General features: G+C 63.0%; 14 protein-coding genes. 7 read left to right on the top strand and 7 right to left on the bottom strand.

All coding sequences use genetic code 11. The features are described 5' to 3' along the window. Positions 1 to 130 precede the first annotated feature (130 nt). Entirely contained in the window at positions 131 to 1,369 is a 1,239-nt protein-coding gene (locus tag HT585_RS26595) for a urate hydroxylase PuuD (protein WP_176355806.1), read from the top strand. Continuing rightward, positions 1,366 to 2,721 carry a guanine deaminase gene (gene guaD / locus HT585_RS26590; protein ID WP_176355805.1) on the top strand — a complete coding sequence of 452 codons (1,356 nt, stop codon included), beginning with the start codon at positions 1,366 to 1,368 and terminating at the stop codon, positions 2,719 to 2,721. Before HT585_RS26595 ends, guaD begins: the two co-directional genes overlap by 4 nt. 297 nt (positions 2,722 to 3,018) lie before the next feature. Here the strand turns inward: guaD and HT585_RS26585 are convergent, their stop codons facing one another. Then, a complete protein-coding gene (locus HT585_RS26585) occupies positions 3,019 to 3,840 on the bottom strand; it encodes an IclR family transcriptional regulator (RefSeq protein WP_176355911.1) in 822 nt (273 codons plus the stop codon). 169 nt (positions 3,841 to 4,009) lie between these two features. Between HT585_RS26585 and gcl the strand changes: the two genes are divergently transcribed. From gcl to HT585_RS26565, 4 genes are all read left to right on the top strand, one after another. Then, positions 4,010 to 5,794: a glyoxylate carboligase gene (gene gcl, locus HT585_RS26580; protein WP_176355804.1), complete on the top strand. Its 1,785-nt coding sequence runs from the start codon at positions 4,010 to 4,012 to the stop codon at positions 5,792 to 5,794. Positions 5,795 to 5,820: 26 nt separating this feature from the next. Next, positions 5,821 to 6,636, top strand: a complete 816-nt coding sequence (gene hyi / locus HT585_RS26575) for a hydroxypyruvate isomerase (protein WP_176355803.1) — start codon at positions 5,821 to 5,823, stop codon at positions 6,634 to 6,636. 5 nt (positions 6,637 to 6,641) lie between these two features. Next, positions 6,642 to 7,526, top strand: a complete 885-nt coding sequence (locus tag HT585_RS26570; RefSeq protein ID WP_176355802.1) for a 2-hydroxy-3-oxopropionate reductase — start codon at positions 6,642 to 6,644, stop codon at positions 7,524 to 7,526. Between the two features lie 123 nt (positions 7,527 to 7,649). Then, entirely contained in the window at positions 7,650 to 8,918 is a 1,269-nt protein-coding gene (locus HT585_RS26565; protein ID WP_176355801.1) for a glycerate kinase type-2 family protein, read from the top strand. 18 nt (positions 8,919 to 8,936) lie between these two features. Here the strand turns inward: HT585_RS26565 and hpaH are convergent, their stop codons facing one another. The 6 genes from hpaH to HT585_RS26535 form a co-directional block, all read right to left on the bottom strand. Continuing rightward, on the bottom strand, positions 8,937 to 9,773 hold the full coding sequence (gene hpaH, locus HT585_RS26560; protein ID WP_176355800.1) for a 2-oxo-hept-4-ene-1,7-dioate hydratase: 837 nt from the start codon (positions 9,771 to 9,773) through the stop codon (positions 8,937 to 8,939). A 176-nt stretch (positions 9,774 to 9,949) separates the two neighbouring features. Further along, positions 9,950 to 10,564, bottom strand: coding sequence for a LysE family translocator (locus HT585_RS26555; RefSeq protein WP_176355799.1), 615 nt, complete (start codon positions 10,562 to 10,564; stop codon positions 9,950 to 9,952). A gap of 209 nt (positions 10,565 to 10,773) precedes the next feature. Further along, a complete protein-coding gene (locus HT585_RS26550) occupies positions 10,774 to 11,433 on the bottom strand; it encodes a response regulator (protein WP_176355798.1) in 660 nt (219 codons plus the stop codon). A gap of 301 nt (positions 11,434 to 11,734) precedes the next feature. After that, positions 11,735 to 13,816 carry a penicillin-binding protein 1C gene (pbpC, locus tag HT585_RS26545; protein ID WP_176355797.1) on the bottom strand — a complete coding sequence of 694 codons (2,082 nt, stop codon included), beginning with the start codon at positions 13,814 to 13,816 and terminating at the stop codon, positions 11,735 to 11,737. Between the two features lie 8 nt (positions 13,817 to 13,824). After that, on the bottom strand, positions 13,825 to 19,281 hold the full coding sequence (locus HT585_RS26540; RefSeq protein ID WP_210270571.1) for an alpha-2-macroglobulin family protein: 5,457 nt from the start codon (positions 19,279 to 19,281) through the stop codon (positions 13,825 to 13,827). A 151-nt stretch (positions 19,282 to 19,432) separates the two neighbouring features. Further along, positions 19,433 to 20,098: a GntR family transcriptional regulator gene (locus HT585_RS26535; RefSeq protein ID WP_176355796.1), complete on the bottom strand. Its 666-nt coding sequence runs from the start codon at positions 20,096 to 20,098 to the stop codon at positions 19,433 to 19,435. A 285-nt stretch (positions 20,099 to 20,383) separates the two neighbouring features. On the opposite strand from HT585_RS26535, the gene HT585_RS26530 reads away from it, so the two are divergent. Beyond that, the gene (locus HT585_RS26530; protein WP_176355795.1) at positions 20,384 to 21,415 is read left to right on the top strand and encodes a trans-3-hydroxy-L-proline dehydratase; all 1,032 of its coding nucleotides are present in this window, start codon (positions 20,384 to 20,386) and stop codon (positions 21,413 to 21,415) included. The last annotated feature ends 12 nt before the right edge of the window (positions 21,416 to 21,427 follow it).

Here is a 21,427-nt window from a genome sequence, read left to right as displayed (position 1 = left end):
CCGGGCGTTATGTAACGCATCCATTCCGTCGCGATTATATAGATTTTTTTGAAAGTGTTGGTGACGCAGCGACGTTCCCCCGACCTCCAGCAATGACACATAATGCCGCACGGAGAAATGGGAGAATTGCATGTACGAGTATGCCATAGCCTGGGATTGGCTGACCTTTGCCATGAGATGGCTGCACGTCATCACCGGTATCGCGTGGATCGGTTCGTCGTTTTATTTCGTCGCGCTCGACCTTGGCCTGAAGAAGAGACCCGACCTGCCGGTCGGTGCCTATGGCGAGGAATGGCAGGTTCACGGCGGCGGCTTCTACCATATCCAGAAATATCTGGTGGCGCCGGCAAATATGCCCGAGCACCTCATCTGGTTCAAATGGGAATCCTACGTCACCTGGCTTTCCGGCTTCGGCATGCTGTGCATGGTCTATTACGCTGGTGCGGACCTCTACCTGATCGACCCCAACGTGCTCGACGTCTCGAAGACAACGGCGATCGCCATTTCGCTGGCATCGATCGGCTTCGGCTGGCTCGCCTACGACACGATCTGCAAGTCGCCAGCCGGTCGCGACAACACCAAGCTGATGGTGCTTCTGTATTTCATCCTGGTCGGCATGGCCTGGGGCTATACGCAGCTCTTCACCGGCCGCGCCGCCTTCCTGCATCTCGGCGCCTTCACAGCGACGATCATGTCGGCCAACGTGTTCTTCATCATCATTCCGAACCAGAAGATCGTCGTTGCCGACCTCATCGCCGGCCGCACGCCCGACGCGAAATACGGCGTCATCGCCAAGCAGCGCTCGACCCACAACAACTACCTGACGCTGCCCGTTCTGTTCCTGATGCTGTCGAACCATTACCCCCTGGCGTTCGGTACCCAGTACAACTGGATCATCGCGTCGCTGGTGTTCCTGATGGGCGTGACCATCCGCCACTATTTCAACACCCGCCATGCCGACAAGGGCAACCCGACCTGGACTTGGCTTGCCACGGTGCTGCTCTTCATCGTCATCATGTGGCTGTCGACCGTGCCGAAGATTCTGAGCGGCGACGAGGAGGCGAAGGTTTCGGCAGCACAGCAGCCGTTTGTCACCGCCGAAGCCTTTCCGAAGGTCCGCGACACCGTGCTTGGCCGTTGTTCCATGTGCCATGCCAAGGAACCCGGCTGGGAGGGCATCGTCGTGCCGCCTAAGGGTGTGACGCTGGAGACCGATACCGAGATCGCCAACCACGCGCGCGAAATCTATCTTCAGGCCGGCCGCTCGCACGCCATGCCACCCGCCAATGTCACCGGCATATCCGACGAGGAGCGCAAGCTCCTCGTTGCCTGGTATGAGACGGTCGTAAAGGGAGAGAAGGTTCAATGACCGATTTGCTGATCCGCGGCCGCGTGCTGACCTTCGTCGAAAAGCCTGAGGGCATCTACGATACAGCCTCCTATCGCTACTTCGAAGATGGTGCCGTTCTGGTGCGTGGCGGCAAGGTTGCCGATATCGGCGAGCATACGGACGTTTCGCGCCGTGCGGGTCCCGCCGTCAAGGTCGCCGATCACCGGCCGAACCTGGTGCTGCCGGGTCTGATCGACACGCATCTGCACTTCCCGCAGACGCAGGCGATCGCCTCCTACGGCGCGCAACTGCTCGAATGGCTAAACACCTACATCTTCGTCGAGGAACAGAAGTTTCGTGAGCCGGGGCATGCGCAGTTCATTGCCGGTCGGTTCATGGACGAGCTTTTGTCTAACGGCACGACCACGGCTGTGGCCTATTGCTCGGTGCATCCGGAAAGCGTCGATGCCTACTTCGGCGCCGCTGAGGCACGCGGCATGCTGATGATCGGCGGCAAGGTGATGATGGATCGCAACGCGCCCGACGCGCTGCGCGATACGCCTGAGCTCGGCTACGACGAGACCAAGTACCTGATCGGCAAGTGGCATGGCCGCGGCCGTGCTCATTATGCCATCAGCCCGCGTTTTGCCATCACCTCGACACCGGAACAGATGGAGATGAGCCGCGCGCTCGTGGCCGAACATCCCGAGTGCTACGTCCAGACGCATCTCTCGGAGAACAAGGACGAGATCGCGTTCGCGACCTCGCTCTACCCGGAGGCGAAAGACTATACCGACATCTATGCGCGCTACGACCTTTTGACGCACAAGACGCTGCTCGGACACTGCATCTATCTGAGCGATCGCGAGATTTCGGTTCTGGCCGAGACCGGTGCCGTCGGCACCTTCTGTCCGACATCGAACCTGTTCCTCGGCTCGGGTCTCTTCGATCGCGACCGGTTCGACAAGCTCGGCGCGCGCTGGTCGGTGGCAACCGATGTCGGTGCCGGCACCAGCTTCTCGATGCTGGAGACGATGGATGAGGCCTACAAAGTTCTGCATCTGCAGGGCCAGCGGCTCTCGCCGCTCAATTCCTTCTACATGATGACCCTCGGTAACGCGCGGGCGCTCGAACTCGATGACCGCATCGGCTCGCTGCATGTCGGTGCCGACGCCGATATCGTCGTGCTCGACAGTCGCGCCAAGCCCTCGATGGAGCTGCGCATGCGCGTGGCGAAGACGCTCGCCGAGGAACTCTTCATTCTGCAGACGATGGGGGATGACCGCTCGGTGGCGGAAACCTATGTCGCCGGCAAGCCGATGAGGAATCGCGCAAGTGCCCAAGCCGTTGCGGCAGAATCCGAAGGTAGCCGGACACTCGAGACGGTCTGAGCCGTTGCGGCGGCCGCCGTCCAAAGCTTGAATCGGACAAATCTTGAACGCCTGTCTGGGGGAAGTTTGCGCACTTCTCCCAGACAGGCGTTGTGCCGGAACCCAACGACCTGACTTCCGTCAGGTCATAAGGCGTTTCCGCCCAAGGACCTGTGCTGGTCCCGCAGTTCCTGCGGAACTGCTGGAGCTTCCTGTCACAGGCACAGGAATGACGAAGAACCTAGCGAGCACTCAGTCTCGTAGTTCTGGTTTTGTCGGCAATTAGGACCTCTCCGACAGGGAAAGAGGTCTTCCTCGTTACAGATCTTCCGGCCGCTTGCCGCCCATCGCCCGGGTCAGGGCGTCGGCGCGCTCGCGCACGACCGGCCCGAGCAGTGCCAGCCTGTCGTCGTTGACGCGGACCGACGGCCCTGAGATCGAGATCCCGGCAATCGTCTCGCCATACTCGTTGAAGATCGGAGCGGCCACGCAGCGCATGCCGAGCGTGTGTTCCTCATCGTCGACAGACCAGCCGCGCTGGCGGATGGTCTGGATGTCCTGCAGCAGCGCCGGCAAGCTGTCGCGCGTCTTGTCGGTGAAATGGGCAAGCTCGCGCCCGGCAAGCAGATGCGCCACATCCTTGTCCGCCCAGGTCGACAGGATCGCCTTGCCGATGCCCGATGCATGGATCGGCCCGCGCCGGCCGGGGCGGAAGAACGCCCGCATCGGGGCATGGCTCTCCACCTGCGAGATGAAGACGACGTCTCCGCCTTCCTCGATACCGATATTGGCAGTCTCGCCGCTTTCTTCCATCAGCTGCTTCAGGAACGGACGACTGATGGTGCCGAGCTTGCGGAAACGCAGATAGGCATTGCCGATCTCGAAGGCCTTGAGGCCGATGGTCCAGGCGCCGGTGTCCGGATCGTTCATCACCATTCCGTGGTTGGCGAGCGACGTCAGTAGCCGGTGCACGGTCGATGGCGCCATGCCGGTTACATCCGACAACTGCGTCAGGGTCGAGCCATCGTTTTCGGCGACGATCGCGAGCAGCATCAGGCTGCGATCAAGCACCTGCACGGAGCCGGGTGCCGCGTTTTCGCCGGCCTTCCGACCGCGTTTTCCCTTGCCTGTCGCGTCCATCATTCATCCTCCAGCGCCCGAGTCGTGATCATCATCCTCTAGCAGGACCGAGATCGATTGTTTCGAAATTCTTGAAGATGTTTATTTCCATATGCTGGAAATGAATTCCATTTATGTGTTGTGTGTCGTGGATAATGGGTTATCGTCTCATCAAATAGGAGGAGTTCCCATGGCTAAGATGCGTGCCGTCGATGCGGCTGTTTACGTTCTCGAAAAAGAGGGCATCGATTGTGCCTTCGGCGTACCCGGTGCGGCGATCAATCCATTGTATTCCGCCCTGAAGGCGCGCGGCTCGGTCCGCCATATCCTCGCCCGCCATGTCGAGGGCGCCTCGCACATGGCCGAAGGTTATACCCGCGCCAAGCACGGCAATATCGGCGTCTGCATCGGCACATCCGGCCCTGCCGGCACCGACATGATCACCGGCCTCTACTCGGCATCGGCCGACTCGATCCCGATCCTCTGCATCACCGGCCAGGCGCCTCGCGCTCGTCTCGACAAGGAAGATTTCCAGGCGGTCGACATCGCCAAGATTGCGGCACCGGTCACCAAATGGGCCGTCACCGTCATGGAGCCGGCGCTGGTGCCCTTCGTCTTCCAGAAGGCTTTTCACCTGATGCGCTCCGGCCGTCCGGGCCCGGTACTGATCGACCTTCCGGTCGACGTTCAGCTGGCCGAGATCGAGTTCGATCCCGACACGTATGAACCGCTGGAACCCTACAAGCCCAAGGCGACGCGCGCCCAGGCGGAGAAGGTGATCGCGATGCTGAACGAGGCCGAACGGCCGTTGATCGTCGCCGGTGGCGGCATCATCAACGCCGACGCCTCGGACCTGCTCACTGAATTTGCCGAGATTACCGGCATTCCTGTTATCCCGACGCTGATGGGCTGGGGCACGATCCCCGATGACCATCCGCTGATGGCCGGCATGTGCGGCCTGCAGACGTCGCATCGCTACGGCAACGCCAACATGCTCGCCTCCGACTTCGTGCTCGGTGTCGGCAATCGCTGGGCCAACCGCCACACCGGCAATGTCCCAACCTATACCGAGGGTCGCAAGTTCGTCCACGTCGACATCGAACCGACGCAGATCGGTCGCGTCTTCGCGCCTGATTTCGGCGTCGTCTCCGATGCGGGTGCAGCGCTGAAGCTTTTCCTCGACGTCGCAACCGAGTGGAAGACGGCCGGCAAGCTGCGAGACTGGACAGGCTGGGCGGAGGAATGCCGCGAACGCAAGCGGACCATGCTGCGCAAGACCCATTTCGACCAGACACCGCTCAAGCCCCAGCGTGTCTATGAGGAAATGAACAAGGCCTTCGGCCGCGACACCTGCTATGTGTCGACTATCGGTCTCAGCCAGATCGCCGGCGCCCAGTTCCTGCACGTCTACAAGCCGCGCAACTGGATCAATTGCGGCCAGGCCGGCCCGCTGGGCTGGACACTTCCCGCCGCTCTTGGTGTCCGCGCCGCCGATCCGGATCGCATAATCGTGGCACTCTCCGGCGACTACGACTTCCAGTTCATGATCGAGGAACTGGCGGTCGGCGCCCAGCACAAGCTGCCCTACCTGCATGTGGTCGTGAACAACTCCTATCTCGGCCTTATCCGCCAGGCCCAGCGCGGCTTCAACATGGACTTCGAGGTAAGCCTCGCCTTCGACAACATCAATGCGTCTGAAGATGCGGAGAAGGGTTATGGCGTCGACCACGTTGCGGTTGCCGAAGGGCTCGGCTGCAAGGCGATCCGGGTGCGCAGCCCCAACGAGTTCCAGGACGCGTTCGACCGGGCACGCGCCCTGATGGACGAGCACCAGGTTCCCGTCGTCATCGAATTCATCCTCGAGCGCGTCACCAACATCGCCATGGGTGTCGACATCAATGCGGTGGTGGAGTTCGAGGAACTTGCGGCACGCGGTGAGGACGCACCGACCGCGATCGAAGCGCTGCTCGACTAAAACCAATCATAAGGAGGAAACACCGCATGGCGAAGTTCGCTGCGAACCTGACAATGCTGTTTACCGAGGCGCCGTTCCTCGATCGTTTTGCCCTGGCTGCCAAGGCCGGCTTCGAAGGCGTCGAGTATCTCTTCCCCTACGAGTTCGAGAAGGTGAGCCTGCGCGGCGAGCTGCAGCGCTATGGCCTGACACAGGTGCTGCACAACCTGCCGGCCGGCAACTGGGCGGGCGGCGAGCGCGGCATTGCCATCCTGCCCGACCGGATCGACGAGTTCCGTAAGGGCGTGGCGAGCGCCATCGACTACGCGACTGCGCTCGATTGCAAACAGGTCAACTGCCTGGTCGGCATCGCGCCGGCGGGTATCGCGGAAGACGTTCTGCGCAACACGCTCGTTGCCAATCTCCGGCTTGCGGCAAGCGAACTCGGTAAGCAGGGCATTCGCCTGCTGATCGAACCGATCAACGACTTCGATATTCCGGGGTTCTATCTCAACACGGTCGAGCAGGCCGCCTCGATCATCGACGAAGTCGGCAGCGACAATCTGTTCATCCAGTACGACCTCTATCACCAGCAGCGCACGCAGGGCGAACTCATCGGCACCTACAGGCGCTTTGCCGACCGTATCGCCCATGTGCAGCTTGCCGACAACCCCGGCCGTAACGAGCCGGGGACCGGCGAGATCAACTATCCCTACGTCTTCGATGCGCTCGAAGAGGCAGGCTACGACGGCTGGATCGGCTGTGAATACAAGCCGCGCACGACGACGGCCGAAGGCCTTGGCTGGCTTGGGGCCGAGCGCAAGCGCACGCAATCCGCAGACATCATCAAGATCAGGAGTTAAGCACAATGGCAACGATCGGCTTTATTGGACTGGGCATCATGGGCACGCCGATGGCACGCCATCTGCAGGACGCCGGACACACGATCATTACTTCGAAATTCGCGATCCCGCCGCGACAGGAACTCATCGACAACGGCCTGACATTCGTCGAGACGCCGAAGGCGCTTGCCGAAACGGTCGACACCATCATCCTGATGCTGCCGGATACGCCCGAAGTGAAGGATGTTCTTTTCGGCGAGAACGGCGTCGCCTATGGTCTTTCCGAAGGCAAGCTCGTCATCGACATGAGCTCGATTTCGCCGATCGAGACCAAGGAATTCGCCAGGAAGGTCCGCGAAACCGGCGCCGAATACGTCGATGCGCCGGTCTCCGGCGGCGAAGTCGGCGCCAAGAACGCATCGCTGTCGATCATGGCCGGTGGTTCTCAGGAGAGTTTCGACCGGGCACTGCCCCTGTTCAAGCTGATGGGCAAGAACATCACACTCGTCGGCGATTGCGGTGACGGCCAAGTGACCAAGGTCGCCAACCAGATCATCGTTGCGCTGACGATCGAAGCGGTTTCCGAAGCGCTGGTCTTTGCGTCGAAGGCCGGGGCAGATCCAGCGCGGGTTCGCGAAGCGCTGATGGGCGGTTTTGCCTCTTCGCGCATTCTCGAAGTGCATGGCGATCGCATGATCAAGCGCACCTTCGATCCGGGCTTCCGCATCTCGCTGCACCAGAAGGACCTGAACCTGGCGCTGCAGGGCGCAAAGTCCCTCGGCATCTCTCTGCCGAACACGGCCGCAACCCAGGAACTGTTCAACAACTGCGCCGCCAACGGCGACAGCGGGCTCGACCATTCCGGGCTGGTGCGGGCGCTGGAGCGCATGGCAAACCATCAGGTCGCCTGACACGCTTGGACGAAAGCTTGGCATGCGCATGATTGGCTGGCGGAGCATTCCGCCGTGCCGATCGTGCCTGCGGGCGGCGGAAGGAGGAGCCGCCGCCCGAAATATCAGATGAAGGGGAGAGACATGGCAGCGATTGCCGATCCGCGCAGATTTCTGGAAACGCTGTTTACATCCGCAGTTGCCGCCGCCGATCCGGCGCTGGTGATCGCCACCAACCTGCCGGCGAGGCCGAAAGGCCGCACCGTCGTCGTCGGCGCCGGCAAGGGTGCTGCCCAGATGGCGCAGGCCTTCGAGCGTCACTGGCACGGCCCGCTCTCTGGCGTTGTTGTCACCCGCTATGGCTACGCGGTCCCGTGCGAGCGCATCGAGGTTCTGGAGGCGTCGCATCCCCTACCGGACGAAAGCGGGCTGCAGGCCTCGAAGCGCCTGCTTGCCGAGGTCAGCGGGCTGACAAAGGACGATCTGGTCGTTGCCCTTGTCTGCGGTGGCGGCTCGGCCCTGCTGCCTGCCCCCCCTCCAGGGCTTTCGCTTGAGGACGAGGTCGCGGTCAACCGGGCGCTGCTCGCCTCCGGCGCGCCGATCAGTGCCATGAACGCGGTGCGCAAGCATGTCTCGATGATCAAGGGTGGCCGGCTTGCCGCTGCCGCTTACCCGGCGAAGGTCGTTTCGCTGGTCGTTTCCGACATACCCGGCGACGACCCGGCGCTGGTCGCGTCCGGCCCGACCTTACCCGATGCCAGCAATCGTGCCGACGCTTTGAAGATCGTCGAGCGTTACGATCTGCAATTGCCCGAAAAGGTGCGGGCATGGCTCGCCAACCCGGCCGCCGACGCGCCGTTGCCGTCCGATCGGCGTTTCGTCGACAATGAAGTACGCCTGATCGCGTCCGCTTCCGTCTCGCTCGAAGCCGCGGCCGCCAAGGCGCGGGAAGCCGGTATCGAGGCAATCATCCTGTCGGATGCCATCGAGGGGGAGGCGCGCGACGTCGGCAGTGTGCACGCCGCGATTGCCCGCGAGGTCGCGGGTCGCGGCCGTCCCTTTGCCAAGCCGGTTGTGGTTCTCTCCGGCGGCGAGACGACCGTGACGATAAAGGGTGCCGGCAAGGGCGGACGCAACAGCGAATTCCTGTTGTCGCTGGCGCTCGGCATCGATGGTGCAAGCGGCGTTTCGGCGCTCGCGGCCGACACGGACGGCATCGACGGCTCCGAGGACAATGCCGGCGCCTTTGCCGATGGCACCACCATCACCCGGCTCGTGGCGCAACGGCTCGATGCGGCAGCGTTCCTGCAGCGCAACGACAGCTGGAGCGCCTTCGACGCGCTTGGCGATATCTTCAAGCCAGGGCCGACGGGCACGAATGTCAATGATTTCCGGGCGATCTTGGTGCAATAGCACACGAGGTTAAGCCGGCTAGAGTGTTGGTACCGCGTTGTCAGGCGTCACGCCAGCAAAGTGGCAACTGACCGTACCATGAGCGCCGAAATCGGCGACGAACGTGTCGCCGCTGCGCGCCTCGACTGCCCGCACGAACGAACCGGATAGAACGATCTGTCCGGGTTCGATCGCATCGCCATAATGTGCCAACCGGTTTGCGAGCCAGGCGATGCCATGGGCCGGATGGTTGAGCACGCCGGCGCCCAATCCGGTTTCTTCAACCTCGGCATTGCGCGAGAGGATCGCGCCCATCCAGCGCATGTCGACCGCGTCCGCGCGCATCGGCCGGCCACCGAGGATCAGACCGGCATTCGCTGCATTGTCCGCGATCGTATCAGCGATCCCCCGGGCTTGTTGTGTCTCTGGGTCGCGTCTGAGGATGCGGGTGTCGAGGATCTCAAGGGCTGGGATCACGAAGTCGGTGGCATTGAGCACGTTCAACACGGTGACGCGCGGGCCTTTGAGCGGCGCCTTCATCACGAAGGCGATTTCCGCCTCGACCCGCGGCTGGATGAATCGGTCGGCCGGAATGGTTGCGCCATCCTCGAAAAGCATGTCGTCGAACAGGACGCCGGAATCCGGCGTGTCAATGCCGAGCGCCTGCTGCATCGCCTTCGAGGTCAAACCGATCTTGAAGCCGATGATGCGCCTACCGAGGTCACGCTTGCGCCTGATCCAGGCCGACTGCACCGCATAGGCGTCATCGACGGTCATACCAGGGTGCTTGAGCGACAGGAGGCCGATCTGGTTGCGATCGACTTCGGCCCGGTGGAGGCTCTCGGCTGCTTGTGAAATCTCGGCAAGACTAAGCATGCGACCGTCTTCCTCTCACAGGGCCGCCCGTCACGCCTTGGCGATGGGCATCGGAAGGATTTCGAGTATTCCGCTGCGTTTCCAGGTGCCGATATCATCGCCGAAACACGGGCGATAGGAAAGGGCGCGATGGGATGAACGAGCCTCGCCGACATATTGGAATTGGGGAGCGCCCGTCAGACCGACTGCGTCGCCAGCATCATGCCGAGACCGATAAGGATCGACCCGCAAGCCCGCGGCACCAGACGGCTCTGGCCGCCGGTGAAACGACCAAGGGTCAGCGACGCGAGCAGCACCGCCGCGACATCCGCCGCAGACAATGCCAGGTTGACGAGCATGCCGAAGATCAGGAACTGCAGCGTGACTGGCATGGCCGCTGCCGGATCGACGAATTGCGGCAGGAACGTCACGAAGAACAGCGCCGTCTTGGGGTTGAGAATTTCGACGAGGATGCTGTCGCGCAGCACACCCGGCTTGGCGTCCGTCTTGTGCTCGTCGTGTTTGCCGATGCCGAGCAGCATCGTGCCGCCGAGCCAGATGAGATAGACCGCGCCGGCAAGTTTGATTGCCGCATAGGCAAAGGGGGCGTGACTGAGAAGGGCGGCAAGACCCAGCGTCGCAGCGGCGATATGGGCATAGCAACCGAGGTGAATGCCGAGTGCTGCGAGGAACCCGGCACTGCGGCCATGCGCGAGCGTTTGTGCCGTCATATAGAGAATGGCTGGCCCCGGCATGCAGGCGAAGATCGCGGTGGCAACCGCAAAGGACATCCAGTGATCAATCGATGGCATCGCAGTTCCTCCGGTTCGCCGCATGGCCTTGCGGCAATGCGGCATTCGACCCGACCCCGACACATTCGGAATCGAGCAGGCGGAGAACTACGCTTGGTTGTATCGGCGCGACATACGGCAGGTGCCGTATTTCGACAGGATGAACCTGGGGCTGACATTGCGGTGGTTAAGCGAACGTGACCAACGGGAGTAGTTGCGCCATGCGGATCTCAGCCGATAGGCAGGCCGATGCGGACCGCATAGGCCGCGATTTCGGCGGCGCTGTGCAGGCTGAGCTTGCGCATCAGGTTTTCGCGGTGCTTGCGTGCGGTGAGTGGGCTGATGCCAAGCCGCTCGGCGCTCTCGCGCGCCGTCAGGCCCTGGGCGGCGAGGGAAAGGATCTGCATCTCTCGCCGGGTGAGCGGAATGGGCGAAAGCGCCTCGTCGGTGGCCGACGGCAGTGTCTGTCGTGCGGGATCGCTGACGGCGAAGCGGATCGACTGGGCGAGATAGATATCATTGGCGCGCAGCGCATCAACGGCGTCGGCAAGCTCGGCGGGGTCGCCGTTTTTGGTGAGATAGCCGTTGGCGCCGGCCTCGATGGCGGCGCGGACCGTCCGCGGCTCGACATTGGCGGTCAGCACCAGGATCTTCATTCGGGGTGCAATTTCCCTGATGTCGGCAATGAACTGGATGCCGGCAACACCCGGCATGCCGAGGTCGAGGATCAGAAGGCCTGCCGGCTCGCTGCGGGCAAGGGCCAGCACGGCTTCGCCGTCAGCCGCCTCGGCAACCACGGATACATCCGCCATCGTAGACAGCAGCATCTTCAAGCCTTCGCGCACGATGGCATGGTCGTCGGCAACGATAACGGTCATGGCCTTCGACATTTAAGCAATCCTTCATTGATATCAGTCGTTGTCCGCGACCATAGACAGGTTGGCGCGAGGTGGCGACGCAAACGGCAATCAGCGATTGCGACCTCTCCTGATAGAGCTACTATTTCGTCAATCTTGCGCGGTGCTGGTCGCAAATTTGAGCATTCTACCGCCGGTTGCCGTCGTTCTGGAAGGGAGGCGGTGACCGCTGCTGGCCTGCCGCATACGAGATGGAGCGCAATGTCTCGCTGGCTCCCGATGCCCCGCCCTGTCGGACGTCTTGCCCAAGACTTCAGACCATTGAGGCGCTGATCTATTCGATGAAGACACGGACGCTCGCGGCCCGGCCGACGGCGTCGATGACCGTCAAGGTGGAATAACCGGCGCCATCGGGTTGCCACTGTGTGGTTCGTCGCCGGGTAGGATCTGGCAACGGCTTGCCATTGGCCAGCCAGCGAAAGGGGGCGCGGCCGCCTTGCAGCTTCAACGTCAGGGGCGACATGGTGTCAAGGCCGACGCCGAGTTCGACGCGGGCGCCCTCGGGCGGAAAGACGATCTGTGGAGCCGGCTCGCGCGCCGAGGCGTTGACGAGGCCGCTTGCGGTCATCGAGAAGCGGCGCTGGCTGATCGGCAGTTCCGTCTGCGAGATGCGCACAGCACCCGACGGCGCATCCGGGAGCGGTGTGATCGGCAGGCCGGATTTTGCAAATCCCTCAAAGAGAATTGGCGCGGCAGCACCATAGCCGGTCAGACCTGGGACTGCGCCATTGTCCGGCCGCCCCACCCAGACACCGAGAACATACCGGCCATCATAGCCAACCGACCAGGCGTCGCGATAGCCGTAGCTGGTCCCGGTCTTGTAGGCGATGCCGCGCTGGCGGCTGCCTGCCGGCGGCAGGACGGCGGAAAGCACATCCGAGACGTGCCAGGCGGAAACCGGAGACAGCAGCGGCTCTCCGTCGATCAGCCCCGCCGTGCCGGTGATGCCGTCGCCGAGGCGCACCGGGAAGCCGCGATTGGCGAGCCCCGCATAGAGCTGCACGAGATCACGCAGCGTCAGCCCGACCCCGCCGAGGCCGATCGCCAGGCCGGGAGCCTCGCCGGCCGGCAGCACCGGCTTCACCTCGGCGCGACGGAACCGCACCATCAGCCGCGCAGGGCCGACGACGTCGAGCAGGCGGATGGCGGGCACGTTCAAGGACAATTGCAGCGCCTGGCGCACGCTGACGTCGCCTTGGTAGCTCATGTCGAAATTGCGCGGGCGATAGCCGAAGAAATCGGCCGGGCGGTCCTCGATGATGGTTTCCTGGCTGACCAGGCCCTCTTCGAAGGCGAGGCCGTAGATGAAGGGTTTGAGGGTCGATCCCGGCGAGCGGTTGATCCGCGTCATGTCGATCCAGCCGGAGCGGCTTGCATCGAAATAATCGGCGGAGCCGACTTCGCCGATGATCTCGCCCGTGCGCGCGTCGGCCATGATCATGGCGACAGACACCTTCGGTCCCAACTTGGCGGCGCCGTCGCGCGCAACCGCTTCGAGACCACGCTGGACATTGCGGCGCAGCGTCGTCTGATGTTGTACGGCCGTCGGCTGCTTGCGCAATGCAATCTCGGCCAGATGCGCGGCATAGGCCGGCAATTGCAGGCGACGGTTGGGAACGGCCGTCATTGCCGCTCGCTCGGCTTCGCCTTCGCCGATCACGTCGGCGACGGCCATCCGGGTTAGGACACGCTGGCGCGCCGCTTCGGCGGCGACATGGTTTCTGTCGGGCCGGCGTTTTTCCGGCAATTGCGGCAGCGCCACCAAGAGGGCCGCTTCACCGACCGAAAGACGTTTCGGCTCCTTGCCAAACCAGGCAAGACTGGCTGAGCGCACGCCCTCGAGATTGCCGCCATAGGGCGCGTGGCTCAGATAGAGGTTAAGGATCTGGTCCTTCGACAGCCGGTGCTCGATCTGGATCGCGCGGGCAATCTGCAGCAGCTTGGCGGTGATGCTTCGCTGCTCTCGCGGTTCGATCAGCCGCGCGACCTGCATCGAAAGGGTCGAGGCACCGGAAACGATGCGGCCATTGGTGACGAACTGCAGCGCGGCGCGCCCGAGCGCCAGGATGTCGATGCCGGCATGCTCGCGAAACCGCTGGTCCTCGTAGGCGACCAGCATCCGCAGGAATTGCGGATCGACGTCATCGACAGTCGTCTTCAGCCGCCACAGGCCGTCAGGCGTGGCAAAGGCCCTGAGCAACTGTCCGTCGACGTCGAGCACCTCACGCGACACGACGCCGGCTGCCTCAAGCGGCGGCGGAAACGCCTGGTCGGCCTTGTCTATCGCAAAGGCCGACAACCCTGTCAGCAACAGGCCGACGGGGATTGCGATCAGCAATTTGTGCCTTATCGACATCGTCAGGCCTATTGTGCTGCAAGCACCTCCATGCGCCCTGTCGCGGTGCGGGCCGAAAACTGCGGCCTGTACATGTCTTCGACGCTTGCGGCAGGATGGTCGTAAACACCAGGGTTCACAGCGCGCACGACATAGGCGAGCGTCAACTCGCGACTGTCTCCTGTGCCGCGGTCGAAGGCAGCGACGAAGCGATCGTTGCGGAACTCGGTGTGCGTCGCGCTGATCTCGCCGAGCCATTCGAAGTTGGTAAGCTGGGCGCTGTCGACCAGGCTCGGATTGTCGATCTGGAAGCCCGCCGGCAGCAGATCCGACACGAGCACGCGCGACGGCCAGTCATTGGTTTCCGTCACTTTCAGCACCACGACATAACGCTCGTTCTGCCTTGCCTGGCTGACATTGGCCTCGGCACCGTCAAGTGTGTAGTAGGTGCGCTCGATGGCAAAGCCGTCGCCCCCGGCGGACAACGGTTGTGCCGGGGCCGCAACTGTCGTCACGACCGCAGAGACGGCATCCGCCCCTTCGTTCTTGATCACCACCGGGTGCGACAGCAGGGCGTCGCCGGTGATGCGCGCGGCGTAAGCGCCGTTCTTCGAGGCGCCGTTGACGTCGAGCACCATGTCCTCGTCGCCGCCCTGCACGGCGCGTGCGGCCAGCAGCATCCAGGCCTGTTCCTGGGTGCTTGTATATTTCTTCTGGTCCCATTGCCGCGCCACGATCTTCGACAGTTCCGGAATTATCGGCGGAACGGGGCGGCTTTCGGCAGCGAGCGCGAGCACGGCCGCGTCGTCACGCAGCGAAGAACCATAGTCGGATCGCGCCAGGCTGACATTGACAAGCCCCGTCGACATGTTGGCGGACGCCGCGAAGATCTCCTGCGACCGCTGGGCATCGCCATAGAGTGCTAGTGCGGCCGCCACATGCGCCTTGGAGAGCGGCGTCGGGAAGTCGTTGATCAGCGTGTTGGCGTAATAGCGGATGTCGTTGACCGCGGCCTTGCGATTGCGCGCCAGCACATAGAGCGAATAGGCGATCTCGTTGCCACGATCCCTAACATTGGTGTCGTAGCCGAGGCCGTTCTGGAGGTTTTCCAGTGCCTGCACCATCGCCGCTTCAGGCACGTCGTACTTCTGTTCGCGCGCACGCGTCAGGAAATCGGTGACATAGGCGTCGAGCCAGAGGTCGCCATAGCCTGGGCCCCACAGGCCAAAGCTGCCTGATGACGACTGGTACGAGAGGACGCGATAGATCGCTTCCTGCACCCGCTTCGTTACTTCGGCATCATCGGGAAGGCCGGACCGCATCGCCAGTTCGCTCATGTAGAGCAGCGGCAGCGCCCGGCTGGTGGTCTGCTCGGCGCAGCCATAGGGGTAGCGGTCGAGCGACATCAGGATGGCTGGGATATCGAAGGCGGCCGACCGGGTGACGCTCAGCGACACCGAGGCGCCCTGCAGCACACTATCGGCCAGCAACTGGCCGTCGATCGTCAGGCTGCTTCCCGCGGCAAGGTTGACCACCTGCCGCTGCGTGACCGGCAGGGTGGCCGGGCGCACCGGAATGTTGAGCACCTGTTCGAGAGAAAGCCCTGAGGCGCCGGTGAGCTGGACTGTAACGAGCCCGTCGCCCGGGTGCTGGCCGACGAGCGGCAGCGTCAGGACCGACTTCCCGCCGGCATCGAGGCGCACCGTCTCGCTCGGGCCGGCCTGTTCGACTGTCACCGGTCCGTTGGTGGTCAGCTGGACCTGATAGTCGCCGGCAGGCGCATCGGTGTTGGCGATATCGAGCCGCAGCTCGGCGCGATCTCCCGGCGCCAGGAACCGGGGCAGGCTGGCGGTCACCACAACAGGATCACGGATCACGACGTCGCGCACGGCGTTGCCAACGCCGGATTTCGTCCAGGCGACGCTCATGATGCGTGCCGTGCCGTTGAATTGCGGGATGTCGAAGCTGACGGTCGCCTTGCCGTCCGCGTCCAGCTTCACCGGGCCTTCGAAGAAGGCCACGAGCTTTTCGGTCGGGGGGCTTCCCTGCAGCGCCACCTGGCCGCCGTCGCCGCCGGTGCGCAGCTTGCCGGTCGCGCCAAGCGAGCCGTCGATCAGCCGGCCGTAGAGATCGCGCATTTCAAGGCCGAGCTGGCGCTGGCCGAAATACCAGGCGGCCGGATCCGGCGCCTCGTAGCGGGTCAGGTTCAAGATACCGACGTCGACCGCGGCGATCGTGACATAGGCTTCCTCGTCGGCGCCCGCGCCTGCGACCTGCAGACTGATATCGAGCGGCTTGCGCGGTTCGGTCTTTTCGGGCGCGTCCAGGGTGACGGCAAGCTTGCGCTCGGCCGGGTCGACTGTCAGCCACTTGATGCCGATGGCACGCATCGGCATGCGGCTTTCCTGCGCGTCGCCGGGGCGGTAAAGGGTCGCGGTGACGTAGGCGCCGGCGCCCCACTCGGCAGTGACGGGCAGATCGACCTCGCCGCCTTCGGCGGCAATCGTCGCACTCTTCGTCGTCACCAGGCCTTCCGTTCCCACCGTCACGAGCAACTCGCCGGCAAAACGCGGAGAAACCTTGAGCTTGGCGGTCTCGCCGACGGCGTAGTTTTCCTTGTCGAGGGCGATTTCGAGGCCATCGGGCGTCTCGGTCGATGTCGAGGCGACGTACCAGCCGGCGTCGAACTCGACGCTCGACGTCGGTCCATCGAGGGCGGAAGTCTCAACTTCGAGACGGTAGCGCCCCCAGCCGACCGGTACCGAGATCTCGCTGCCGTCGGCGGTCACATCGATCGTGCCGTTCGCCACCTGCTTGGTGGAAACAACAGGCTCATACTTCCAGGCGGTTCCGTCGCGGTACCATTGATAATTGCGCTCGACGCTGACGAGCTTCCAGAGCGCGCCGGGCATGGCGGCCTTGCCGCCGTCCGCATCGATGGCAATCACGCGGAATTTTCCGACCGAGTTTTCCTGCAGGTCGCCCGAGAATTCCGGCTTGATGCCGATGACAGGACCTTCCGGCCTTACCGGCAGCGTCAGGGAGCGCTCGACGGCACGGCCGCCGGCCTCGCGCATGCGCACCGTGACATTGGCGTTGATGAGTTGTGTCGTCGACGGCACTTCGGCGAGCACGACGTCGAACGTCGATTTGCCCTCGTCATCAAGGGGCACGAGCTCTTCGAGCGGCAGGCGCGTATCCTCGCTCGCCTCTTCGTCGGCAAGGCCGAAGAAATAGCCCTTGAAGGCAGCATTTTCGCGCGTGGGCTTCAGAACAACTTCACCTTCAAGCGTCAGCCCGGCGGCCGGTGCGCCATAGAGATAGCGTCCATCTACTGCGACCTGCACCGGTTCGCCGATGGCGATCTCTTTTGCTTCGCTCGTCAGGTCGAACTCGGTGCGATCCGGCACGAAATCGTCGACAAGGAACTGCTTTTCTCCGATCGGCGAAGCCTTGGGGTCGGTGAAGATCTGCATCGTCCAGGTGCCACGCATGGCGTTTTCCTGAACATCGAGGTCGAGCGTATGGCCACCGAGCTTGCCGCCGTTGCTGATCATCCGCCGATATTCGACGCCATCGGGGCGCAGGAAGACGAAGGTGAGGGGCAGGTTCTCGATCGCCTCGCCATTGACGTCGCGGGCGAGCGCTGCGGCATGCACCGTTTCGCCGACGCGGTAGATCCCGCGTTCGGTCCAGGCAAGAATGTCGATTGCGCCGGGAGCCGCACGACCCGTAACGCCTCGATCCGAAAGGTCGAAGCCGGCTCGGGTCATGTCGAGGAAGACGAAATCGTCTTCACCGTTCTTTGCGGTGATCACCGCAGGCGTCAGCGCGGCCGCGCCGCGAATGAGGCCGGCGGTAAAGGTGGCGCGACCGTCTCCGTCGGTCGTTGCCGTGCCGAGGATCTCGTTGTTCTTGGCGACAAGCTGCAACTCGACGCCTTCGATCGGCTTGGCGGTTGCGAGCGACCGGGCAAAGACGTTGAGGCCGTCGGTGCCGGCATAGGTCGACACGCCGATATCGGAAACGACGAACCACTGCGTAGCGCGCGCATCCCAGTCTTGGCTGAGACCGGTTTCGGACGCAGCCGTCAGCACGTAGACGCCGGCCTTGCGCTTCGGCAAGGCTTCATCGACCGGGAAGCTGGTAACCACTTCCTTGTTGAGCACGCTGTCGATGGCGATCGATCCTTCCCAGACCAGTTCGCCGCTTTCGTCCTGGATGCGCTGGGCGCTGTAGCCGTCGATCTGTGTCAGGAACTGCGAATTCTGCAACACCTGCGCCAGGCTGCGGTCGCCGATGCGATAGAGCTTGAGCTTGGCGTTGTCGATGTTGACCGAAACGATCGGAATGCCGCGTCGCGCCGTCGACGGCAGCACGAAGCTGTCGCCGGTAAAGCGCACGACCTGGCCGCGATCCTTGACGTAGACCTCGAGCGTGACCGGCGCTTCCAGCACCTCATCGACCGACGAGGGCAGGCCGGTGCGTAGCGTCAGCTTGTAGCGCTGGCCGTGCGACAGCCCCTCGACGCAGATCTGGTCGCCCTTGGCTTCCACCGCCTTCGCGGCGGCACCATCCACGGTGACGAAGGACGCATAGTCGGCGCCGCTCTTCAGCAGTTGCTCGGAGAATTGCACGCAGGCGCGCGGCGTGGCGCTGTCGGCGTCGACAGTGTTTTCGATGACGCGGAAGCGCTTGCGCTCTTTCAGGTCGAGATAGGCCGTCTCGACCGTTTTCGATTGCACGAGTTCGAGGCTGGCCTTGTAGGCATTGAGCGATCCGCGGAAATTCTCGGCATTTTCCAGCGCCTTGGCGAGAACGGCCAGCGCATGGGCGCGGCTTTCTGCCGTGCGGGTCAGCTCGTAGCCGTTGATAGCTGCAAGCGCCGCCTGCGTTGCGACCTCGGTATTGCCGGTAATTCGGTTTGCCGTGCGTGCCGTCTCCAGCCACAGTTCACTGTCATCGGGGGTGATGGCAAGCGCGCCCTGGAATGCTTTCAACGCAGCGTCGATCGTGCCCGACGACGCCAGAGCTCGCGCCGATTCGATCAGGCCGTTGACGCCAAAGCCCTGCTGGTCTTCGGCAAGGGAAAGATTTGCCTTGGCGTCGCGCGCATCCTGCAGGATCTGATCAGACAGGAAGGATAGCCGCGGCGGGGCGCCGAGGTCCGCTTGAACCGCCTGTGCCTGGACGACCTTGCCGGCGATGGCGCCTGGAAAATCGTTCAGCTGGTTGAAGTCGGATTTCAGGAAACACCATTTCACCTTGGGATTGTAGGTGAACGCACGGCAGGATTGATCCGCAATGCAGGCGGTCTCGCACTGGTCCAGGGAAACATTCTGCTCGGTTCGAAGATCGAACCCGAAATAATCGGCGTCTTGCGTGATCTCGACCTGCCGGCCGGTCTCGGCCGAAAAGGCCGGACTTCCGGTGGCCAAAACAGAAACAAGGAGAGTGGAAAGGCCGAAAAACGCGCGCACAGACATCAAGTCCTCCCAACGCAACCGGTCTCGATAGGGCTTCACTTTTTCAAGGTTCGGGACGCATTGTCAACCTTGGACGCCCAAGAGTTGAACGACGATCAGCATCAGAGTGCGCCATGCGTATCATGGCTGTCGATGGCCGGCGAAGAGGCGCTTAACCCCTCTGATCTCTCAGGAAAACGACGAGCGAGCGGCCGGCATCGAGGATGTGATCCCGTGTCAGGGAGGAGGCCATATCGGCATCCCCTTTGGCGCAGGCGTCGAAGATCGCCTCGTGCTCGCGCGCTGCACGCTTCATGCCGTCCGTCAGCGTCAGCTGAGCGCGCAGATAACGATCGATGCGATCCAGCGAGGCACGCACGATTTGCAGATAGTAGGGCCGGCGTGCGGCTTCATAGAGGCTGTAGTGGAAGTTGCGGTTGGTTTCGCCCCACTTTGCCGAATCGGATTCTTTACCAAAGTCGTCGCAGTGCCTGCGGGCAAGGTCGAGCGTCTTTCGATCCAGATTGGGAACCGCGAGCCGGATGACCTCGGCTTCGAGAAGGGCGCGAAACTCGAAGATCTCCTCGATCTCCTCGATGGAAAGACCGGCGACGACGGCGCCCTTGTAGCGCTGCGTCGTGATCAAGCCGTGTTGCTCAAGGCGCGAAAGCGCTTCACGCACCGGGATACGGCTGGTGTTGAACATCTGGGCGATCTGGTCCTGCCGCAGGTTCTCGCCTTCTGCAAGCGCGCCCTCGATGATCGCCTTGCGCAATGCCTCGTAAACGATATCGGCGGCGGAAGCAGCTTGCCTGATATCAACGGCATCGAGTTTCATCGCGTCCAGTTCCCGGTGGCTTGTGTCTCTGGCTATGGCAGTGCGGAGCCTGCCGTCCTTCCGGTCATAGGTCCATTCCCACGGCCGGGCAACAGAGGCCGGGGCCTGCGCAAAAATTTCGTATATTTCACATTGTATATTGGATCCAATATTTCTATGACTGTTGACGCGTCGGCGGTGGCGGCTCTTCGGTCGCCGTGAGAGAGCCCTTCTCCCGCGTGTCGATGTATAGATATCAAGGCAGGGCATGTGGATACGGTCCGCATGCATCGCGTGGAGGCGAAAATGCGAAGCAGCAAGGTCATTCATATTGTTTCCTGCCATGCGGAAGGCGAAGTTGGCGATGTCATCGTCGGCGGCGTGGCGCCGCCGCCCGGCAAGACACTCTGGGAGCAGCGGCGTTTCATCGCCGAGGATCAGACCTTGCGCAACTTCGTGCTCAACGAGCCGCGGGGCGGCGTGTTCCGCCATATCAACCTGCTGGTCCCGCCGAAGGACCCGCGCGCGACCATGGGCTTCATCATCATGGAGCCGGAGGACACGCCGCCGATGTCCGGTTCCAACTCGATCTGCGTTTCGACCGTGCTGCTCGACAGCGGCATCGTGCCGATGCAGGAGCCGGAGACGCGGATGGTGCTGGAGGCGCCCGGTGGATTGGTCGATGTGGTCGCCACCTGCCGCAATGGCAAGGCGGAGCGCATCACCGTCACAAACGTCCCATCCTTTGCCGGCAAGCTCGATGCCAAGCTCGAAGTGGAAGGGCTCGGCACGCTGACGGTCGACACTGCCTATGGCGGCGACAGCTTCGTCATCACCGACGCGCGCACGCTTGGCTTTGCCGTCACTCCGGACGAAGCGCGTGAACTCGCCGAGACCGGCATCAAGATCACCCGTGCGGCCAACGAGCAGCTCGGCTTCACGCATCCGGAAAACCCGGAATGGGCGCATATCTCGTTCTGCCAGCTGACGCTGCCGGTCGAGGAGCGCGAGGGTGTCCTTCATGGCCGCAATACGGTGGTGATTCAGCCGGCCAAGCTCGACCGCTCGCCGACCGGGACCGGCTGCTCGGCGCGCATGGCAGTGCTGCACGCGCGCGGGCAGATGAAGGTGGGGCAGCGTTTCGTCGGCCACTCGATCATCGATTCGACCTTCGATTGCCGCATCGTCGGCGAAACGACGGTTGGCGGGCACCCGGCCATCATCCCGGAAATCTCCGGGCGCGCCTGGGTCACCGGCACGCATCAGGTGATGCTCGATCCGGCCGACCCTTGGCCGTCGGGCTACCGGCTCGCCGACACCTGGCCGCGGAAGCAATAGGCCGTCAGAAGC

The sequence above is a fragment of the Ensifer oleiphilus genome, assembly GCF_013371465.1.
GTDB classification, from domain to species: Bacteria; Pseudomonadota; Alphaproteobacteria; order Rhizobiales; family Rhizobiaceae; genus Ensifer; species Ensifer oleiphilus.
The sequence above is the reverse complement of the archived record's forward strand: the minus strand, read 5'-3'. Positions and strand labels throughout refer to the sequence as shown.